This is a genomic window from Bacillus mexicanus (assembly GCF_050445615.1).
GTDB lineage: Bacteria > Bacillota > Bacilli > Bacillales > Bacillaceae > Bacillus > Bacillus mexicanus.
Window position 1 is genome coordinate 26,497 of sequence record NZ_JBCEYV010000001.1, and the last position, 19,193, is coordinate 45,689.

20 protein-coding genes are annotated in these 19,193 nt (G+C 42.4%); 16 read left to right on the forward strand and 4 right to left on the reverse strand.

The features are described 5' to 3' along the window. The first annotated feature begins 7 nt into the window (after nt 1-7). Nucleotides 8-1,906 (forward strand): asparagine synthase (glutamine-hydrolyzing), encoded by a 1,899-nt coding sequence (gene asnB, locus AAGG74_RS00255; protein ID WP_429674194.1) that lies wholly within the window; start codon nt 8-10, stop codon nt 1,904-1,906. A 548-nt stretch (nt 1,907-2,454) separates the two neighbouring features. On the opposite strand, the gene AAGG74_RS00260 is transcribed toward asnB, so the two are convergent. Beyond that, nucleotides 2,455-2,970: a gamma carbonic anhydrase gene (locus tag AAGG74_RS00260; protein ID WP_429674195.1), complete on the reverse strand. Its 516-nt coding sequence runs from the start codon at nt 2,968-2,970 to the stop codon at nt 2,455-2,457. Nucleotides 2,971-3,019: 49 nt separating this feature from the next. Between AAGG74_RS00260 and ytpA the strand changes: the two genes are divergently transcribed. After that, nucleotides 3,020-3,799, forward strand: a complete 780-nt coding sequence (gene ytpA / locus AAGG74_RS00265) for a phospholipase YtpA (protein ID WP_429674196.1) — start codon at nt 3,020-3,022, stop codon at nt 3,797-3,799. A 20-nt stretch (nt 3,800-3,819) separates the two neighbouring features. After that, complete coding sequence (tbcS, locus tag AAGG74_RS00270; protein ID WP_429674197.1) at nt 3,820-4,923, forward strand: tetraprenyl-beta-curcumene synthase; 1,104 nt, start codon at nt 3,820-3,822, stop codon at nt 4,921-4,923. On the opposite strand, the gene mnmM is transcribed toward tbcS, so the two are convergent. After that, nucleotides 4,913-5,497, reverse strand: a complete 585-nt coding sequence (gene mnmM, locus AAGG74_RS00275) for a tRNA 5-(aminomethyl)-2-thiouridylate-methyltransferase MnmM (RefSeq protein WP_429674198.1) — start codon at nt 5,495-5,497, stop codon at nt 4,913-4,915. The two genes, tbcS and mnmM, sit on opposite strands and share 11 nt — an antisense overlap. Beyond that, nucleotides 5,494-6,462, reverse strand: coding sequence for a tRNA modification radical SAM protein MnmL/YtqA (gene mnmL, locus AAGG74_RS00280; RefSeq protein WP_429674199.1), 969 nt, complete (start codon nt 6,460-6,462; stop codon nt 5,494-5,496). The genes mnmM and mnmL overlap by 4 nt, the downstream gene beginning before the upstream one ends. Before the next feature lie 161 nt (nt 6,463-6,623). Here mnmL and AAGG74_RS00285 point away from each other — a divergent pair, with 161 nt between their 5' ends. The 12 genes from AAGG74_RS00285 to AAGG74_RS00340 all read left to right on the forward strand — a co-directional run bounded on the left by AAGG74_RS00285 (nt 6,624) and on the right by AAGG74_RS00340 (nt 17,070). Next, complete coding sequence (locus tag AAGG74_RS00285) at nt 6,624-6,896, forward strand: YtzC family protein (RefSeq protein WP_162101178.1); 273 nt, start codon at nt 6,624-6,626, stop codon at nt 6,894-6,896. 155 nt (nt 6,897-7,051) lie between these two features. Further along, nucleotides 7,052-7,189: a hypothetical protein gene (locus AAGG74_RS00290; protein WP_162101177.1), complete on the forward strand. Its 138-nt coding sequence runs from the start codon at nt 7,052-7,054 to the stop codon at nt 7,187-7,189. 34 nt (nt 7,190-7,223) lie between these two features. Beyond that, a complete protein-coding gene (ytrA, locus tag AAGG74_RS00295) occupies nt 7,224-7,616 on the forward strand; it encodes a GntR family transcriptional regulator YtrA (RefSeq protein WP_429674200.1) in 393 nt (130 codons plus the stop codon). Beyond that, nucleotides 7,609-8,487: an ABC transporter ATP-binding protein YtrB gene (gene ytrB / locus AAGG74_RS00300; protein ID WP_429674201.1), complete on the forward strand. Its 879-nt coding sequence runs from the start codon at nt 7,609-7,611 to the stop codon at nt 8,485-8,487. The genes ytrA and ytrB overlap by 8 nt, the downstream gene beginning before the upstream one ends. Next, complete coding sequence (ytrC, locus tag AAGG74_RS00305) at nt 8,481-9,464, forward strand: ABC transporter permease YtrC (protein ID WP_429674202.1); 984 nt, start codon at nt 8,481-8,483, stop codon at nt 9,462-9,464. The genes ytrB and ytrC overlap by 7 nt, the downstream gene beginning before the upstream one ends. Before the next feature lie 29 nt (nt 9,465-9,493). Continuing rightward, nucleotides 9,494-10,471, forward strand: a complete 978-nt coding sequence (gene ytrD / locus AAGG74_RS00310; protein ID WP_429674203.1) for an ABC transporter permease YtrD — start codon at nt 9,494-9,496, stop codon at nt 10,469-10,471. 15 nt (nt 10,472-10,486) lie between these two features. Continuing rightward, nucleotides 10,487-11,182: an ABC transporter ATP-binding protein YtrE gene (gene ytrE, locus AAGG74_RS00315; RefSeq protein ID WP_429674204.1), complete on the forward strand. Its 696-nt coding sequence runs from the start codon at nt 10,487-10,489 to the stop codon at nt 11,180-11,182. Then, nucleotides 11,172-12,488 carry an ABC transporter permease gene (locus AAGG74_RS00320; RefSeq protein WP_162101171.1) on the forward strand — a complete coding sequence of 439 codons (1,317 nt, stop codon included), beginning with the start codon at nt 11,172-11,174 and terminating at the stop codon, nt 12,486-12,488. The genes ytrE and AAGG74_RS00320 overlap by 11 nt, the downstream gene beginning before the upstream one ends. 96 nt (nt 12,489-12,584) lie before the next feature. Further along, nucleotides 12,585-13,280 (forward strand): two-component response regulator BceR, encoded by a 696-nt coding sequence (bceR, locus tag AAGG74_RS00325; protein ID WP_429675215.1) that lies wholly within the window; start codon nt 12,585-12,587, stop codon nt 13,278-13,280. After that, entirely contained in the window at nt 13,273-14,277 is a 1,005-nt protein-coding gene (locus AAGG74_RS00330; protein ID WP_429674205.1) for a HAMP domain-containing histidine kinase, read from the forward strand. Before bceR ends, AAGG74_RS00330 begins: the two co-directional genes overlap by 8 nt. Nucleotides 14,278-14,378: 101 nt before the next feature. After that, on the forward strand, nt 14,379-15,140 hold the full coding sequence (bceA, locus tag AAGG74_RS00335; RefSeq protein WP_162101169.1) for a bacitracin ABC transporter ATP-binding protein BceA: 762 nt from the start codon (nt 14,379-14,381) through the stop codon (nt 15,138-15,140). Then, complete coding sequence (locus AAGG74_RS00340; protein ID WP_162101168.1) at nt 15,130-17,070, forward strand: ABC transporter permease; 1,941 nt, start codon at nt 15,130-15,132, stop codon at nt 17,068-17,070. Before bceA ends, AAGG74_RS00340 begins: the two co-directional genes overlap by 11 nt. 33 nt (nt 17,071-17,103) lie before the next feature. On the opposite strand, the gene AAGG74_RS00345 is transcribed toward AAGG74_RS00340, so the two are convergent. Continuing rightward, on the reverse strand, nt 17,104-17,808 hold the full coding sequence (locus tag AAGG74_RS00345) for a sunset domain-containing protein (RefSeq protein WP_429674206.1): 705 nt from the start codon (nt 17,806-17,808) through the stop codon (nt 17,104-17,106). Between the two features lie 188 nt (nt 17,809-17,996). Here AAGG74_RS00345 and AAGG74_RS00350 point away from each other — a divergent pair, with 188 nt between their 5' ends. Next, nucleotides 17,997-19,190 carry an MDR family MFS transporter gene (locus tag AAGG74_RS00350; protein WP_429674207.1) on the forward strand — a complete coding sequence of 398 codons (1,194 nt, stop codon included), beginning with the start codon at nt 17,997-17,999 and terminating at the stop codon, nt 19,188-19,190. Nucleotides 19,191-19,193: the final 3 nt, after the last annotated feature.

A 19,193-nucleotide genomic window follows, 5' to 3' on the forward strand; every position in this document is an offset into this window, starting at 1 on the left:
CAATACTATGTGTGGATTTGTCGGGGTTTTTAACAAGCATCCGTTAGCTCAAACCGCTGATCAAGAAGAACTAATCAAACAAATGAACCAAATGATCGTTCACCGCGGTCCTGACAGTGATGGATATTTCCATGATGAGCACGTTGGATTTGGATTCAGACGGCTCAGCATTATTGACGTAGAAAATGGCGGACAGCCTTTATCATATGAAGATGAAACATATTGGATTATCTTTAACGGAGAAATCTACAACTATATTGAACTGAGAGAAGAACTTGAAGCTAAGGGGTATACATTCAACACAGATTCGGACACAGAGGTTCTTCTTGCGACTTACCGTCACTATAAAGAAGAAGCTGCGTCCAAACTGCGCGGTATGTTTGCTTTTCTCATTTGGAATAAAAACGATCATGTTCTTTATGGAGCAAGAGATCCATTCGGCATTAAACCATTGTACTACACAACGATCAATGATCAGGTGTATTTTGCCTCAGAGAGAAAAAGTTTAATGGTTGCCCAGAATGATATTGAAATAGATAAAGAGGCATTGCAGCAATACATGTCTTTCCAATTCGTTCCTGAACCAAGCACGCTTGATGCAAATGTGAAAAAAGTAGAGCCGGGTTCACAGTTCACCATCCGCCCGGACGGAGATATCACATTCAAAACGTATTTCAAAGCGAACTTTAAACCGGTTCAGACTGAAGAAGAAAAGCTTGTGAAAGAGGTCAGAGACGCGATCTATGACTCTGTGAACGTTCATATGAGAAGTGACGTTCCTGTCGGTTCATTCCTGTCTGGCGGAATTGATTCTTCTTTTATTGTATCCGTTGCGAAAGAATTACATCCAAGCTTAAAAACCTTTTCTGTCGGATTTGAACAGCAGGGCTTCAGTGAAGTTGATGTAGCGAAAGAAACTGCGGCTGCGCTTGGTATTGAAAATATCAGCAAAGTCATTTCGCCTGAGGAATACATGAATGAGCTTCCGAAGATTGTATGGCATTTTGATGATCCGCTTGCTGATCCGGCGGCAATTCCATTGTATTTTGTGGCAAAAGAAGCAAAAAAACATGTCACAGTTGCTTTATCAGGTGAAGGTGCAGACGAGCTCTTCGGTGGATATAACATTTACCGTGAACCGCTTTCGCTTAAGCCGTTTGAGCGCATTCCGTCCGGCCTGAAAAAGATGCTTCTTCATGTTGCAGCCGTTATGCCTGAAGGAATGAGAGGGAAGAGCCTGCTTGAGCGCGGCTGTACTCCGCTTCAAGACCGTTATATCGGTAACGCGAAGATCTTTGAAGAGTCTGTCAAAAAGCAGCTGCTCAAGCATTATAATCCGAACCTTTCATATCGTGACGTGACGAAGACTTACTTTACAGAAAGCAGCTCATACAGCGATATCAATAAAATGCAGTATGTCGATATCCATACTTGGATGCGCGGCGATATTTTGTTAAAAGCGGACAAAATGACAATGGCGAATTCTTTGGAACTGCGTGTGCCATTCTTGGATAAAGTCGTATTTGACGTCGCTTCAAAAATTCCAGATGAGCTGAAAACGAAGAATGGTACAACGAAGTACCTCCTTCGCAAAGCCGCTGAAGGAATTGTGCCTGAGCACGTATTAAATCGCAAAAAGCTTGGTTTCCCTGTACCGATCCGTCATTGGCTGAAAAATGAAATGAACGAATGGGTGCGGAATATTATTCAGGAAAGCCAAACGGATGCTTATATCCATAAAGATTATGTTCTTCAGCTTCTTGAAGACCATTGTGCGGACAAGGCTGATAACAGCCGTAAAATCTGGACTGTCCTGATCTTTATGATTTGGCACAGCATCAATATCGAAAAACGGTATATGCCTGAAGAGCTGAACCATCAGCCTAAAGAAGTCATTTTTGTATAACAAATAACAAGGCTTTCGATTCGTCGAAAGCCTTGTTATTATTCTTTTATCCGATATGAACTAAAAATTCGGAAAAATGACATATTTTTTCTAGAGGAGCTTGCAAAACAAGAGCTGTACCGCGAACTCGAAGATAATAAAAAATATAACCAGCCGCTTATGACATACGCTGCCAAATGACCCGAACCCGCTCATTGAACAGCTGCTACGGAGCCGAGGAACAATTCCGTACCAGCGCAGCCACTAAAGACACTCTTTCCGTCATATGTATCATTGGCATGTTTATAGGGCCTGCAGTCCCGATAAAAGACCAGAAGAGCTCTCAGGCCCTTTTTGTGTGCTCATAGAAAACAGAGAACAGGAAAGAATAGGGATATGTTTTGCAGAGGCTGTTACAGTTTTATGATAAGATAAAAGTTAAACATGTCATGTACTATGTGAACGTTTTATGGAAAAATAAAACCCCGAACTGTCATTACGTCCGGGGAAAGGATGGTTATTGCTTTCAAACATAATTTAAAAAATGGTAAAGTAAGACGAAACAGGTCTTATGTTTGTTGGAGTGATTGATAGTATTGGCCCTTTGCTACATATTCAGACCGTATTCTTTGCATATCTTTTCGGTCATCTTCCGTCAAAGGACGGATGACCTTTGCAGGACGGCCAAAGGCGAGTTGGCCAGGCGGAATGATTGTTCCAGGCGGAACAAGACTGCCGGCACCAATAAAGGCGCCTTCGCCAATTTCAGCTCCGTCTAAGATGATTGAGCCCATGCCAATTAAGGCGTTTTTGCGGATGACAGCGCTATGAAGTGTAACCTGATGGCCTATCGTGGCGTCATCTTCAATGAGAAGCGTCCGGTTCGGGCTTTGATGGAGGCAGCTTAAATCTTGGATATTGACTCTATTTCCGATCCGGGTCGGCGCGACATCTCCTCTTATGACAACAGAAAACCAAATGCTGGACTGTTCTCCGATAACGACGTCGCCGATAATGGTTGCGTTCTCAGCTATAAAGGCTGTTGGATGGATATCTGGCATGTGTTCATGATAAGGGCAGATCATAAGTATTCCTCCTTCTTTCTCTATTTAAATTTCGTATGAGGTGAAGAGCATGTGGACCTGGAAAGCAGACAGACCTGTTGCCGTGATTGTGATCATTCACGGGGCAAGTGAATATCACGGACGATATAAATGGCTGATTGAAATGTGGAGATCCTCAGGCTATCACGTGGTTATGGGCGACTTGCCGGGTCAGGGGACAACCACAAGAGCCAGAGGTCATATTCGCTCATTTCAAGAATACATTGATGAAGTAGATACTTGGATAGATAAAGCGCGAACCTTTGAGCTGCCGGTTTTTCTTCTTGGTCACAGCATGGGCGGCCTGGTCGCGATTGAATGGTTTAAACAGCAAAGAAATCCCCGCATTACGGGAATCATTTTATCATCCCCGTGTCTCGGACTGCAAATTAAGGTCAATAAAGCGCTTGATTTCGCATCAAGAGGCTTGAATGTCATTGCTCCGTCGCTTAGGGTTGATTCGGGATTATCACTTGATATGGCGACGCGCAATGAGAACATCATCGAGGCCGACCAAAATGACTCGTTATACGTCAGAAAGGTATCTGTCAGATGGTACAGAGAACTGTTAAAAACAATTGAGTCAGCAATGGTGCCGACAGATGCGTTTTTAAATGTGCCGCTTCTTGTCATGCAGGCTGGTGACGATAAGCTCGTCGATAAAACGATGGTCATCAAGTGGTTTTCAGGTGTTGCTTCCCGCAATAAAGCGTATAGAGAGTGGGAAGGGCTTTATCATGAAATATTTAATGAACCAGAAAGAGAAGATGTTTTTAAAGCAGCAAGAGCGTTTACTGATCAATATATTTGAACTAATGGGGGGTGCATGTGTTGACAGTACCGGAACATCCTTTTGGACTGATGGCAAAGGTATATCGAGACATTTTTCCGCTCGTCCATCAAGAGCTGGACATATGGAAACAAAAATCAGAATCAATTCATAACAGTGAATTAAAAGCACAGGCAACCGCAAGTATTCGTGACAAAACGTTCCACTGTGAAGGTGGCGGCATACTGGCCTTGTTGTCAGGCAATCAAAAGCAAAAATGCGTCGAGTTTATCATCGCGTATCAAACAATCAGCGATTACTTGGACAATTTGTGTGACCGCAGCACCTCGCTTGACCCGCAGGATTTCAGAATGCTCCATGCCTCAATGCAGGACGCACTGACAGTGGGGGCGGAACCACAAAATTACTACCAGTTCAGAGAAGAGCAAGATGACAGCGGATATTTGCATGAATTGGTTAAAACGTGCCAGCGTGTTCTTGGTTCAATTGAGCATTATCATCTGATTAAACCTTATCTGCTTGAGCTGTGCAGCTATTATTGTGATTTGCAGGTGCATAAACATGTCATTGAGCATGAACGTGTTCCGCGGCTTGAAAAGTGGTTTGCTCAATATGAATCAGAGCTTCCTAAGATGGAATGGTATGAATTTTCAGCTTGTGCAGGTTCGACGTTAGGCATTTTCTGTCTTGTTGCGTATTCGTTCCAGACTGATTTCACAGAAAACACCGCTAAAAAAATCCGCAATAGCTATTTTCCTTACATACAAGGTCTTCACATTCTGCTTGATTATTTGATTGACCAAGAGGAGGACTTGCTGGAAGGGGACTTGAATTTCTGCTCGTATTACGAATCGCATGAAGAAATGATGAACCGGCTTGAACACTTTATCCAAAAAGCCGACGAGCATTTGCAAGGCATTCCGCATGAAAACTTCCATCGGTTAATTAATCGAGGCTTGCTGGGCGTTTATTTGTCAGATGATAAAGTGGCGGGCCAAAAGAAAATAGGCCGGCTCGCGAAAAAGCTGATCAAAGCAAGCGGAAAAACCTCTTTTTTCTTTTATATTAATGGCAGAGCCTACCGTAAATTTCAAAAAATGGCCTGGATGAAAAACGCAAAGAAAAAAGCTCAAATCATTTGCTGATTTGAGCTTTTTTTTCGATGGCGACAATAAATGGCGGATCATTTTGCTGGTTGATAAATCCGTATGTTAACACTCGGACCGCTTCTTGATCCAAAGCTTGGCAAAAGTCGAGCACGTCATTTTTTTCTGCTTTGCCTTCCGGATGGCCATGATAAACGACCAGAACAATCAGGCCTTCCTCTTTTATGATGCTGAGCAGCTGTTCAATTGCTTGAATGGTTGAATTCCCGCTCGTCGTAATCGATTTGTCTCCGCCAGGCAGATAGCCGAGGTTAAACATAGCGGCTGCCACTTTACCGTGTGTTTCCGGCGGGAGAGATTCAGCGATTTTGTCATGGCTTTTGTGAAATAATGTTGCTCTCTGTTGATAAATCTCACCAAGCCGTTCCTTCGTATTTGCCACAGCTGATTCCTGAATGTCGAATGCGTACACATGGCCGTGTTCACCGACAAGCTCCGCTAAAAATTGCGTATCATGTCCATTGCCCATCGTTGCATCTACGACGATATCTCCTTCTCCCGCGGCCATTTTCAGCAGTTCTTTACTATAAGGGAGAATTTTTTTCAAAATCATAAAGCAGATTCCTCCTGAAGCCGCTGAAACAACTTTCCTTGATAGCTGCCGCGATTTTCAAGCTCTTTATTAATGGCGCCAAGCACTTCCCATTTGTTAACGCTCCACATGGGCCCGATCATCAACTCAATCGGTCCGTCACCTGTAATACGGTGGACGATCATTTCCGGGGGAATGATTTCAAGCTGATCACAGACGAGCTGCACATAGTCATCTTGAGAAAGAAATTCCAGTTTTCCTTTTTCATATTGCTTGACCATCGGCGTGCCTTTCAATAGGTGCAGCAGATGGATTTTAATGCCTTGGACGTCCAAATCTGCGACTGCCTTTGCTGTTTCCATCATCATATCCCTGTCTTCCAAAGGCAGTCCGTTGATGATATGAGAGCAGACACGTATGCCGTGTTTTCTTAATTTATTGACACCTTCTGTATAGCAGGTAAAATCATGTGCGCGATTGATCAGAAGAGCTGTCCGTTCATGAACCGTTTGAAGCCCAAGCTCAACCCACAAATATGTGCGTTCATTCAGCTCTGCTAAATATTCAACGACATCATCGGGCAGACAGTCTGGGCGCGTGGCGATCGAAATGCCGACCACATCATCAAGCGCGAGGACAGATTCGAATTTCTCGCGAAGCTCTTCAACAGGCGCATGCGTATTGGTGAAAGCCTGGAAATAAGCGATGTATTTGCCGTCCTTCCATTTTTCGTGCATACGGTTTTTAATGTCATGGAATTGCGTAATTAAATCATCGGCCCGGTTTCCGGCGAAATCGCCAGAGCCTGCTGCGCTGCAAAATGTACAGCCGCCATGGGCAACGGTGCCGTCCCGGTTCGGACAGTCAAAGCCGCCGTCCAGCGCCACTTTAAATACCTTATGGCCGAAATGTTCTCTGAGATGATAATTCAATGTATGATAGCGTTTTTCCGTATTAGAATAAGGAAAAGGATTGTTCTGCATCACAATTCATGTGCCTCCTTGCGTACGATTGCATCCTAAAATTGTAGCACGCATTTCACAAGAGAACAAATGAATATCGACCATAAATTACTTTATTGAATGAAGTCAGATGAGGCTACAATATGAAAGATGGATTGTTTCCATTACCAAGAGGAGGGGTTACTGTGGCAACAAGACAATCAGTAGATGAACATCTCCAGCAATGTATGCAGGCATATGATTATGCTGAAGAGCAGCTGACAACCGCTTCAAAACAAGAGCATTATAACGAGCAAGAATACAGTGATGCACAAATGCAGCTTGAAAATGCGGTAAATGCCTTGAATAAGCTGTGGCTGTCTTCAAATGAACAGCAGAGAGAACAGCTGTACAGAATGAGGCTCCAGCTTCAAACGTTGCAAAACAATATGATATTGCAGCATCCTCTTGATGTGTAAGAAACGACGGACCCTTTGGAAGGGTCCGTTTTTTTTGTAAAAAAGGATTGACTTTATATGCTTAAGTATTTATTGTATTAAGTGTACTAATTGACGTAATACACTATAGACACTAAAGTAAAATCATTTATATATTGAAATTAAGGGAGGCAGTTATGAAACGTAAAAAACGAAACAAACGTAACGTGCCCTTGCTGATTGCGGCATCTGTAATCGCTTGTTCTTTTTTTATTGTTCTTGTGATGATCGGTTTTGAATGGCAAAAAAGTATAATTGATCAGTTTTATCTATAAAAAGGATCAGATCGTATAGAAAGTAGGGAAGTAAATGATTCAAATCGATCCAAGAAGCTCAACACCGATTTACGAACAAATTATTCAGCAAATGAAAGAGCTTTGTTTGAAAGGGATCATGAGGCCTGGTGATAAGCTTCCTTCTGTCAGAGAATTGGCGACGATCATTATCGCAAATCCAAACACTGTCAGCAAAGCATATAAAGAGCTTGAACGAGAGGGAATTATCGAAACGCTGCGCGGCAGAGGAACGTATATATCGGAGCGTGCAAAAACGACATTGGTTGAAGGGAAGATGACGATGATTAAAGAGCAACTCAAACAGCTCATCATCGATGCCCATTATGCAGGGGTTGAGCTGGAAAAACTGCAAGAATGGATAAAGGAAATCAGCGCTGATGTGAAAGAAGGTCAACAAGATGATTGAATTACGGCAGCTGTCAAAAACGATTGACGGCAATCAAGTATTAAAGGACGTTTCGTTAACAATCGAAAAAGGAGAAATCTTCGGATTGCTTGGCCGCAACGGATCAGGCAAAACGACAATGCTTCGTTTAATCCAGCAAATCATTTTCGCGGACAGCGGGACGGTTTTGTTTGACGGCGTAGAAATCAAAAAGCATCCGAAGGTGAAACAGAATATCATCTACATGCCGGTTCAGAATCCTTTTTACGATAAGTATTCATACAAGCAGTTGGTCGATATCCTGAGAAGAATGTATCCGAAGTTTGATGTCACGTATGCGAATGAATTGATGAACAGATACGAAATTCCGGAAACGAAAAAATATCGCGAGCTGTCGACAGGCTTGAAAAAACAGCTGTCGCTCGTACTCTCGTTTGCGGCGAGACCGGCGCTGATTCTTCTTGATGAGCCGACGGACGGCATTGACGCGGTGACAAGGCATGATGTGCTTCAGCTGATGGTCGATGAAGTGGCGGAACGTGATACAAGCATTCTCATTACGTCTCACCGGCTTGAGGATATAGAACGGATGTGCAACCGAATTGGGTTTCTTGAAGACAACAGGCTGACCAATGTCATGGATCTGGATGAGTTAAAAGAAGAATATATCAAAATTCAAATGGCCTTTGACACAGATGTCAATTTGGCGATCAGAGAGCAAAACATTCCGATGCTTGATCAGGCCGGCGTGTTTTACACGGTGCTGATTCCGAAAAGCGACGAAGAGAAGAAGAGCTTTTTAAAAGAGCTGAAGCCAAAAGTGTGGAACGAGCTTCCTGTCAACTTGGAAGAAGTGTTTATTGCGAAGTTTGGAGGGAAGCGGAGATGGTAAACCGAGGTCTCCTCTATCGAGAGTGGAAGCAGAATCAAGTGGTGATTTTGCTTAGTATTGTGTTTTTAGTGTTTGCAAATCCACTTTCTATCGTTAATGAGTATTTGTCTTATCAAGGATGTCTTGATCACCAAGACCCGCAATATTGTGATTTTATTGTGAATTACACGAGCAACTTGATAGATATCAACTGGGTGCCGGGGGTCATTTTGGCAGTCTGCTTCCTCGGAATGGAGCGTTCGAAAGGCACGATGGATTTTATATTAAGCCTCCCGTATAACAGAAGCCAAATTTTCCAGACGAAATTTTGGTTAGGGGGCATTGTCATTGTGCTGTCACAATTGATTGGCTTTTTACTTGCGTGGCTGCTGATTCTTGTTTATAGCCCTGAACACGTCTACTTTTTTGAACACAGCAGCGTTGGAGTAATCGTTATTAGTTTTATGGTTTTTTCACTGGTAATGGCCGCCGGAGCGTTAACTGGAAATGTTTTTGCCCAGCTATTAACTGCACTTTCTGCCGGGATATTGCCGTATTTAATCCTTGCATTGCCGTTTACCAATTTGGAAATTGTTTTTGATTTTCATATATATGAGATTTTCTCTTCAATGGAATCTTATTATGAGTTGGAGAATAATCTCATGTATTTATTTCCCCTTGTTTATGTTTCAAATGACTGGCTTACCAACAGTAAATATATTTTATTCATTCCGGCTGTCATGAGCGCTCTGTTTTACTTGATTGGCTATATAAGCTTTAAAAAGCATCCAAGTGAACGAAACGGATACTTTTTCCTTTGGAAGAGATTAGACCGTCCGGTACAAATTTTGGTTATCATTTTTGGCATTCTCGGATTTGGTTTGTTTGGATATTCTACCGGACATTCCATTATTGGTTATATTTTTGGAATGATCATTGGAGCTGTAGTTGGATTCTTTGTGAGCTACTTCTCTATATTTAAGAAAACAAAAGTGTAAGAAATGCCTTAGGTTTGGAGGGAAGTGAGTTGCCGGATTCCGGACTGCTTTTCAAAGAGTGGCGGCAGAATAAAGTCGCCTTCGTTATTACCATTTTGGTTTTTATATTGGGTAATCCCCTATCAATAATAAATATGTATCTCATCTATCAAGGCTGTGTCACCGGAAAAGAAAATTGGGTCAGTCCCTGCGTATTCAGTGTTGATTACTTAAACGGCACATTCATCTCATTCTTTTGGATGTTGGGTGTCGTTTTGGCTGTCAGCCAGCTTGGAATTGAACGAAGCAAGAGCTTGTTTGATTTTACATTAAGCCTTCCTTATACACGAGGGCAGATATTTAATGCGAAGTTTCTCACCGGCGGAATGGTGATTGTGGTGCCGCAGCTCATAGGTTATCTTTTATCTGTCTTGCTGCTTGTGCTTTTGAAGCCTGATCAGGCCGTTTATTTTCACCACTACAGTCTTGGAATGATCATCGTCAGCATGCTTGCTTATTCTTTGGTCATGGCTGGCGGAGCTCTGACGGGCAGTATTTTTGCACAGCTGTTGGTCTCTTTTACCGTCACTATTTTACCTTTTTTAGTGATTACCTTGCCTGCAATTAATATGGATATCCTTTTTAACGGAAGAGTGGCATTTTTAGACACCCCTATCCCAGAATGGGTAAAGTATATATTTCCGATTATGTATGTGGTTCCAAATTGGGTTGATGATTCACCGTATTATTTAGTTATTCCGGCTGTGATGAGCATCATGTTCTACATCATCGGCTGCATCAGCTTCATCAAGCTGGCAAATGATCGAAACGGATATTTCTTTTTGTGGAAAGCATTGGATCGCCCGATGCAAGTCATCGTCATTATCATTGGAATTTTAGGTTTTGGCTGTTTTGGATACTCAGTAAGCGAGAGCTTTTCCGGCTACCTAATTGGCATGGCCGCAGGTGCTGTGATTGGGTTTTTGATCAGTTATTTTACGATTTATAAAAAAACGAAACTATTGTAAGGGGAGAGAGAAAATATGATTGATGTTCAGCATATCGACCATTCTTTCACTATCGGAAAAAAAGGCCGTGAGAATGAAGTTCCAGTATTGAAGGATGTTTCATTAAGCGTGGCGAAAGGGGAAATCGCCTGTATTGTCGGGCGAAGCGGCTCAGGAAAGTCAACGCTTTTGAATTTGATTTCCGGCTACATCTCGCCGACAAAAGGGCGGATTGTCATTGATGGCGCTGATGTGACGGGTTTTAATGAAAAGGAATGGGCGAAGTTTCGCCTTGATCATTTCGGGTTTATTTTTCAAAGCTTTCAGCTGATCCCTGGCCTGACAACGTATGAGAATGTTGAAATGCCGCTGGCGTTAAAAGGAATCAAACCGTCTGAGCGCAAGCAAAAGGTGCAGGATATGCTGAAGCGAGTCGGTCTGGAAAATCACGCTGCTCATTATCCGAATGAACTGTCAGGCGGACAGCAGCAGCGTGTCAGTATTGCGAGAGCGTTGATTTTAAATCCATCTATTATTTTAGCGGATGAGCCGACGGGTAGCCTTGATTCAGAAACGGAACAGGAAGTGTTGGAATTGATCCAGCAATTGAATCGCGAGCGGGGCATTACATTTGTGATCATCACCCACGATGATGAGGTCGCTTCTATCGGACATTCAAAATTTCAGCTTCATGACGGTGTGTTAAAAGGGGGAATTACCGATGAGGTTTAAAGATCAGGTTCATTTTATTAGAAGAAATATGAAGAAAAACAGGCTCCGCGTCTTTATGACGATTCTTGCGACCACAATGGCGTGTGCGTTTTTGGTTGTCCTGTCGTCGGTTGGGTTCGGAATTCAAAAGACGATTACAGATATGACGATGAGCCAGCAGATTGTAACGGAAATCCAGGTGTACGGAAAATCGGATGGGAAAGATCTTAAAAAGGCTGATTTAGAGAAATATGACAATGTCAAAGCGGTGGTAGAAAGGACAACGGTATACGAACCGGTTGAAGCGAAGCTGGGAGATCGAACCAATACGAATTCCACTTTGGTTTTCACAAACATGGACGATGAATTAAAATCCAATATGGAGCTGGCAAAAGGACGCACTGCAAAGTCAGAAAACGAAATCGTAGTTGGATATAATTTTGCTAAGTATCTATGGACGAAAAAGGATTCCGAAGATTACGAAAAAGAAATCAGCAAATCCCAAGTAAATGATGAGGAAGTTAAAGAGCCAAAAGGGTTTACAAAAGATGTGCTGAATAAAACGATCCAGCTCAATGTCTCTAAAACAAATGAGGAAACCGGCAATGTTGATGAAGAAAAGTCTTATGATTTTAAAATTGTCGGCATTACGAAGAAACCGAATACAGATTGGCAGGAAGATAATGATATTTTTGTGAGCAACAGCTTTAAGCACGATTTTTCGAAGTTTCTGGATTTATCCAAAGACAGCAGTTCTGTTGAAAAAAGCACTAAAGTGTATGCAGACAAATTTGATCATGTTGAACAGCTGACAAATGATCTGACGGATGACGGTTACCATGTGATGTCCGTAACAACGCAGCTTAAGGGAGCCAACACCTTCTTCATGGTCTTCAAAATCGGTTTGATCTTTGTGGGATGTATCGCGGTTATTATCTCTGCAATCGGCATTTTCAACACGATGACGATGGCGGTGACAGAAAGAACGCAGGAGATCGGAATTATGAAAGCGATTGGGGCGAGTCCGTCTATCATTCGCCGTATGTTCTTAATGGAAAGCGCGTATATCGGAATTTTAGGCTGTGTGATTGGGATTATCATTTCTTACGGTGTGAGCTACCTTGTCAACCTGGCCGTTCCGATGATTCTCGCGGCGACAAGCGGCAGCGATGCGGGCGATCTGAATTACACATTCTCCTACATCCCGGCGAGCCTTGTCATTATCGCTGTTGTGATTTGCGGAGGGGTTGCGGTGATTTCCGGTGTGAACCCGGCGAGAAAAGCGACAAAAACCAACGTGCTGACAGCGCTGAGAAGAGAATTATAAGATGTATAAGCCGGCTGAGACAGTCGGCTTTCTTTATAGTGTATGATGGGCGTTTTGCTATACACTTGATAAAAAAGGAAAAGTGCGGTGAGTCGATTGTTTAAACTTTTGCTGATTGAAGATGATGAATCGCTGTTTCATGAAATTAAGGATCGATTAACGGGATGGTCTTATGATGTATATGGCATTCAGGATTTCAGTCAAGTGATTGAGGAATTTGCGGCGGTTAAGCCTGATTGTGTCATTATTGATGTCCAGCTGCCTAAGTTTGACGGATTTCATTGGTGCCGGCTGATCCGCTCCCGGTCAAATGTTCCGATTCTCTTTTTATCCTCACGTGATCATCCTGCTGATATGGTAATGTCTATGCAGCTTGGAGCGGACGATTTTATTCAAAAGCCGTTTCATTTTGATGTGCTGATAGCGAAAATCCAAGCAATTTTCCGGCGCGTGTATCATTATAATACGGAGCCGAGCGCGATCAAAACGTGGTGCGGCGCGGCTATAGACGCGGAGCAGAACCTCGTCAGCAATGACAAAGGTTCCGTAGAACTGACGAAAAACGAAATATTCATTCTCAAACAATTGATAGAACAAAAAAACAAGATCGTCAGCCGGGAAGAGCTGATCAGAAGCTTGTGGAACGATGAGCGTTTTGTGAGTGATAATACGCTTACCGTCAATGTCAATCGCCTGCGAAAAAAACTGGACGCTCTGCAGCTTGGCGCATATATCGAGACAAAGGTAGGCCAAGGCTATCTCGCGAAGGAAGAGGATCAATTCTATGATTAAAGCGTTTCTCATTGAACGGCGAAGCTGGATTGCCGCGTTTTTGTTTCAGCAGGTTTTGATGTTATTTATTGCTTTTGTTGATTCTGCCATTTCTTTTGAAAATGTTCTTTATCTGGTATATTTATGTGTCTTGTTTTTTATCATATTCCTTTGGGTTCGCTATCGGAAAGAAACGGCGTTTTATAAAAGCTTGAAAACATGGGAGAACAATCTTGATGCGACAGCTATAAATGAACCGGAAACGCCGTTTGAATCGATGGTTGAAAGGAGCATTGCCGGACAAACGAACTACTTGAAACAAACCGCAGCCCAGCATCGTTTGGCTTTAGAAAATGAAAAAGATGAGCTGATGGCCTGGATTCATGAAGTGAAAACACCATTAACAGCAATGCATTTACTCATAGATAGAGTGGAGGACCAAGCTTTAAAATCCCAGCTGTCATATGAATGGCTACGTATTCACCTGCTTCTTGATCAGCAGCTTCATCAAAAACGCATATCATTTATTGAAAACGACCTGTCTGTAGAGCGCATACAGCTCCGGCCTTTGATCTTCAAGGAAATCAAAGAATTACAGTCATGGTGCATCCAGAAAGGGATCGGCTTTGATATTCAGCTGGAGGCTGAGGAAGTGCTGAGCGATGCGAAATGGCTGGCGTTTATCATTCGGCAGCTGCTGACAAACGCGGTGAAATACAGCGAAGCCTCTGACATTGAGATCAAAAGCGTTCAAAAAGGGGAACAGACGCAGCTTGAAGTGAAAGACTTTGGCAGGGGAATTGATCAAAAAGATGTGCCGCGCATTTTTGATAAAGGATTTACATCCACAGTGGATCACCATAATCACGCCTCTACTGGCATGGGGCTGTACTTGGTGAAAAAGGCAGCGACGCCGTTATTGATCCATATTGATGTGTATTCGGAGTTCGGTGCAGGGACAGTTTTTACATTAACCTTTTCAAAACGGAATCAATTTGAACGTGTCATGAGCATGTGACGAAAATGTCACATGCTTTTCTTTTTTGTTCGCCCAATCGAAGGAAAAGCCCGGCATTCCTTTTTATAATGAGATTATCCAAAATAAAGGAGATTTTAGAAATGATGATCTTAGAAGCGAATAAAATTCGAAAAAACTATGGGAACAAGCTGAATAAACAGGAAGTGCTGAAGGGCATTGATATTCATATCCAAAAAGGCGAATTTGTCAGTATTATGGGTGCTTCCGGATCGGGCAAAACCACTTTGCTTAACGTACTGTCTTCGATTGATCAGGTCAGTCATGGAACGATCAACATTAACGGAAACGAAATGACTGCTATGAAGGAAAAGCAGCTGGCTGAGTTTCGAAAACAGCATTTAGGCTTTATCTTTCAAGATTACAATTTGTTAGACACATTGACAGTGAAAGAAAATATCCTTTTGCCGCTATCGATCACGAAACTGTCAAAAAAGGAAGCCAATCGCAAGTTTGAGGAAGTTGCAAAAGAGCTGGGGATTTATGAATTACGAGATAAGTACCCGAATGAAATATCCGGCGGCCAGAAGCAGAGAACATCGGCTGCGAGAGCGTTTATTCATGACCCAAGCATTATCTTCGCTGATGAACCGACCGGCGCGCTCGATTCGAAATCGGCCTCTGATCTGTTAAACAAACTGAGCCAGCTCAATCAGAAACGCAGCGCTACGATTATTATGGTCACTCATGATCCGGTAGCGGCCAGCTACTGCGGCAGAGTCATTTTTATTAAGGACGGGCAAATGTACACCCAGCTGAATAAAGGGGGCCAAGACAGGCAGACGTTTTTCCAGGATATCATGAAAACGCAAGGCGTGTTGGGCGGGGTGCAGCATGAACATTAATCAGCTCATCCTAAGAAATTTAAAAAAGAATCTTCGGAATTACTATTTGTATGTGTTTGCGCTAATCTTTAGCGTGGCGCTTTATTTTGCCTTTGTCACGCTCCAGTATGATCCCGCGATTAATGAAGTAAAGGCTTCAATCAAGGGAGCCGCGGCTATTAAAACCGCATCGATTTTGCTTGTCGCTGTGGTGACGATTTTTATTTTATATGCAAATACGATATTTATTAAAAGACGGAGTAAAGAAATCGGGCTGTTTCAATTAATCGGGATGACAAAGCATAAAATCTTCCGCATCTTAAGCGCAGAAAATATCATGCTGTATTTCGGCTCTTTAGCCATCGGAGTAGTGGCCGGGTTTTCAATCTCAAAGCTTGTGCTCATGATCTTATTTAAAATTGTCGATGTCAAAGCTGATGCAAAACTGTATTTTTCTGATCAAGCCTTGATTCAAACGATTATTGTGTTTTGCGGCATTTACCTCTTGATTATGCTCATGAATTACAAATTTATCAAAAAACAAAGCATTTTATCTTTATTTAAAGTAGTGTCTTCTACTGAAGATAAAGTGAAGCGAATATCATTTTTCCAAATGCTGATCGGCGCTTTAGGCATCGTGCTGATTTTGACAGGATACTATGTGTCTTCTGAGCTGTTTGGCGGAAAATTTAAGACCATTAACGAACTGTTTGGCGCGATGAGCTTTATCTTAGGGACTGTTATTATTGGAACGTTTCTCTTTTATAAAGGATCGGTCACATTTATCTCAAACATCATTCGAAAAAGCAAGGGCGGCTACCTACATATTTCCGACGTCCTGTCCCTGTCATCGATCATGTTCAGAATGAAATCGAACGCGTTGCTGCTGACGATTATTACAACCGTTTCAGCGCTCGCCATTGGACTGTTGTCTCTTGCTTACATCTCCTATTACTCGGCAGAAAAAAGTGCTGAACAAAACGTGGCGGCTGATTTTTCATTCATGAATGAGAAAAATGCCAAACAATTTGAAAACAGTTTGAGTGAAAGTAACATTTCGTATGTGAAAAAAGAAACTCCTGTTCTGCAAGCGGCTTTTGATGTCACAAAAATTATGGATGGAAACCCGAAAGAAATGCAGGGTGATCCTAGCAAATTACAACTTGCTGTTGTGAGCGACAAAGATGTAACAGGAGTCGACGTAGCTTCAGGGGAGGCGGTTTTCTCAGGGTATACCGATTTACTGCAAAAACTTATGATTTTAAAAGACTCCGGCAGCATAAAAGTAAAAAGTAAAAATGAAACACATCGATTACACTATAAAGGATTAAGAGATGAGTTTCTTGTATCATACATGTTTACAAGCGGGGGGATGCCTACAGTGGTAGTAGATGACCGCTTGTATAAAAGGTTGAACAAAGATAAAGACCCCCATATTCAGCTGGCGCAATCTGAATTTATCGGCATCAACGTGAAACATGAAGACCAGCTGGAAAAGGCAAATGAGCTTTTTCAGAATGTGAATAAAACAGGTCAGCACTTATCAAGACTGGATACAGGTATAGCACAAAAATCACTGTTTGGAATCGTGATGTTCATCGTCGGTTTCTTAGGGTTAACGTTTCTGATTACATCAGGCTGTATTCTTTATTTTAAACAAATGGGTGAAAGTGAAGATGAAAAACCGAATTATACGATTTTGAGAAAACTTGGTTTTACGCAGGGGGATCTGATGAAGGGGATACGCATCAAACAAATGTACAACTTCGGGATTCCGCTCGTTGTCGGTCTTTTCCACAGCTACTTCGCCGTCCAATCCGGCTGGTTTTTATTCGGGTCAGAGGTGTGGACGCCGATGATTATGGTCATGGTGATATATACAGCGCTTTACTCCATTTTTGGTTTTCTATCTGTCCAATATTATAAGAAGGTAATGAAATCTTCATTATAAAATGGAAAAGCTCCAGAAATTCTGGAGCTTTTCTTATCGTTTTGGTGCCCGGTAGCCGGCGGCTTTAGCCTCTTCAACTGAGCAGAACATTTCAGCAGGATCAGTTGTCCGGTCATAGTATGTACTGCCTGGTGTATGATAGATGCCGCTTTTGCTTCCTTTAATGTTACAGCCTTCTGCTTTGTCAGCTGTTTTGGCTTCACCAGCTTTATTTGTATGGCTTGAAGAATTTTTCGTGCTTTCATGAGAACGCGCAGGCTGGCTTTTCGCCTCACTTAATTGCTTTTCAAGGTTTGTTTTATCTTCTTTGAGCTGTTTTTGATTATCTTGAAGTTTTTTTGTTTCAGCTTTTAATGATGTCTGAGTCTTTTTTAGCTCGCTATTTTCTTTTTCGAGCTTTTTAAGCTTGTCTTGGTCTTCTGTGCTGACTTTCAATTTCTTTGCTTCAGCGCTGACAGATTGATATTCTTTCTCAAGTGCTTCGTGCTCTTTTGCGAGACTTTTATATTCGGTGTTCAGCTCTGAATATTTTTTCTCAGCATTTGCTGCAGCGGCATCAGGCTCTGATAATCCTGCTCCGGTGAAGAGAAGCACGAGACCTGCTATCAAAAGCGGCCAAAAAAGTCTTTTAGAGAAACGTTTTTCCTTTTTTAGCATATATCCGGCGAGGTGGTACAATCCATAGCCAAGCGAAAGGAGACATGCAAGAAAACCTAAGAATGCTAATGTCATTTCCATAAAATCCTCCCTTTTCTATTTTATTTCACATTTTACAAACAATATTTGTTAGATTTTTTTACGCTCATCAGTTGAAAAATGTGAGATAGACAGATAGAATGAATGTGCTATGATCACTCGATTCGTACGGAGCCGTTTTAGGTTTCGTTTTTTTCATGAGCTTTTTTAGGTAAGAAAGGGGGATGAGTATGCCGCGTGCTCTTAAAATATTAGTTATTGGAATGTTTATCAATGTGACCGGAGCTTCTTTTTTGTGGCCGTTGAATACGATTTATATTCATAATCAATTAGGAAAGTCATTAACAGTAGCCGGACTTGTCCTGATGCTGAATTCCGGCGCCAGTGTAGCAGGAAATTTATGCGGCGGTTTTTTGTTTGATAAAATCGGCGGGTTTAAATCGATTATGCTCGGAATTGCGATTACGTTAGCAAGCTTAATGGGTCTTGTCTTTTTTCATGATTGGCCTGCCTATATTGCACTGCTGACGGTTGTGGGCTTTGGTTCCGGTGTTGTTTTTCCAGCCAGCTACGCCATGGCTGGGGCAGTGTGGCCTGAAGGGGGAAGGAAGGCATTTAATGCGATCTATGTCGCGCAAAACGCGGGGGTGGCCGTCGGCTCAGCGCTTGGCGGTGTCGTGGCGTCTTTCTCGTTTTCGTACGTATTTATGGCGAATGCCGTATTGTATCTGCTCTTTTTCTTTATCGTATATTTCGGATTTCGAAATATTCAGACGAAGGATGCGTCTCAAACATCCGTGCTTGATTATGATGCTATGAACGGCAAAGCGAAATTTGCCGCGCTGATCATATTAAGCAGCGGCTATGTACTAGGCTGGCTTGCTTATTCTCAATGGTCTACCACGATTGCTTCATACACGCAAAGTATTGGAATATCTCTTTCCTTATACAGCGTGTTGTGGACGGTTAACGGAATTTTAATTGTGCTTGGCCAGCCGCTTGTCAGCTTTGTGGTGAAAAAATGGGCAGAGTCACTGAAAGCGCAAATGGTCATCGGATTTATCATTTTCATTGCATCTTTCAGCATGCTGCTGACAGCAAAACACTTTCCGATGTTTCTGGCTGCCATGGTAATCCTGACCATCGGAGAAATGCTTGTCTGGCCTGCAGTGCCGACGATTGCCAACCAGCTTGCCCCTAAAGGAAAGGAAGGATTTTACCAAGGCTTTGTCAACAGCGCGGCTACAGGCGGCAGAATGATTGGTCCGTTGTTTGGCGGTTTGCTTGTCGATCATTTCGGCATTCAGGCTCTTGTTTTATCTCTTTTGGTGTTGCTGATGATCAGTATTGCCACAACGCTTTTTTATGACAAACGGATCAAACCGGCAAAAGACAGAAATAAGCAAGCGTCAATCACTTCATAATAA

Excerpts from the sequence above, each read along its gene's own strand:
- AAGG74_RS00260 (WP_429674195.1), bottom strand. The coding sequence starts at position 2,970 with ATGATCTGCCCTTATCATGAACACATGCCAGATATCCATCCAACAGCC.
- AAGG74_RS00350 (WP_429674207.1), top strand. The coding sequence starts at position 17,997 with ATGCCGCGTGCTCTTAAAATATTAGTTATTGGAATGTTTATCAATGTG.
- AAGG74_RS00340 (WP_162101168.1), top strand. The coding sequence starts at position 15,130 with ATGAACATTAATCAGCTCATCCTAAGAAATTTAAAAAAGAATCTTCGG.
- ytpA (WP_429674196.1), top strand. The coding sequence starts at position 3,020 with ATGTGGACCTGGAAAGCAGACAGACCTGTTGCCGTGATTGTGATCATT.
- bceA (WP_162101169.1), top strand. The coding sequence starts at position 14,379 with ATGATGATCTTAGAAGCGAATAAAATTCGAAAAAACTATGGGAACAAG.
- AAGG74_RS00320 (WP_162101171.1), top strand. The coding sequence starts at position 11,172 with ATGAGGTTTAAAGATCAGGTTCATTTTATTAGAAGAAATATGAAGAAA.
- AAGG74_RS00345 (WP_429674206.1), bottom strand. The coding sequence starts at position 17,808 with ATGGAAATGACATTAGCATTCTTAGGTTTTCTTGCATGTCTCCTTTCG.
- ytrA (WP_429674200.1), top strand. The coding sequence starts at position 7,224 with ATGATTCAAATCGATCCAAGAAGCTCAACACCGATTTACGAACAAATT.
- ytrC (WP_429674202.1), top strand. The coding sequence starts at position 8,481 with ATGGTAAACCGAGGTCTCCTCTATCGAGAGTGGAAGCAGAATCAAGTG.
- AAGG74_RS00330 (WP_429674205.1), top strand. The coding sequence starts at position 13,273 with ATGATTAAAGCGTTTCTCATTGAACGGCGAAGCTGGATTGCCGCGTTT.
- asnB (WP_429674194.1), top strand. The coding sequence starts at position 8 with ATGTGTGGATTTGTCGGGGTTTTTAACAAGCATCCGTTAGCTCAAACC.
- ytrB (WP_429674201.1), top strand. The coding sequence starts at position 7,609 with ATGATTGAATTACGGCAGCTGTCAAAAACGATTGACGGCAATCAAGTA.
- ytrE (WP_429674204.1), top strand. The coding sequence starts at position 10,487 with ATGATTGATGTTCAGCATATCGACCATTCTTTCACTATCGGAAAAAAA.
- AAGG74_RS00290 (WP_162101177.1), top strand. The coding sequence starts at position 7,052 with ATGAAACGTAAAAAACGAAACAAACGTAACGTGCCCTTGCTGATTGCG.
- mnmM (WP_429674198.1), bottom strand. The coding sequence starts at position 5,497 with ATGATTTTGAAAAAAATTCTCCCTTATAGTAAAGAACTGCTGAAAATG.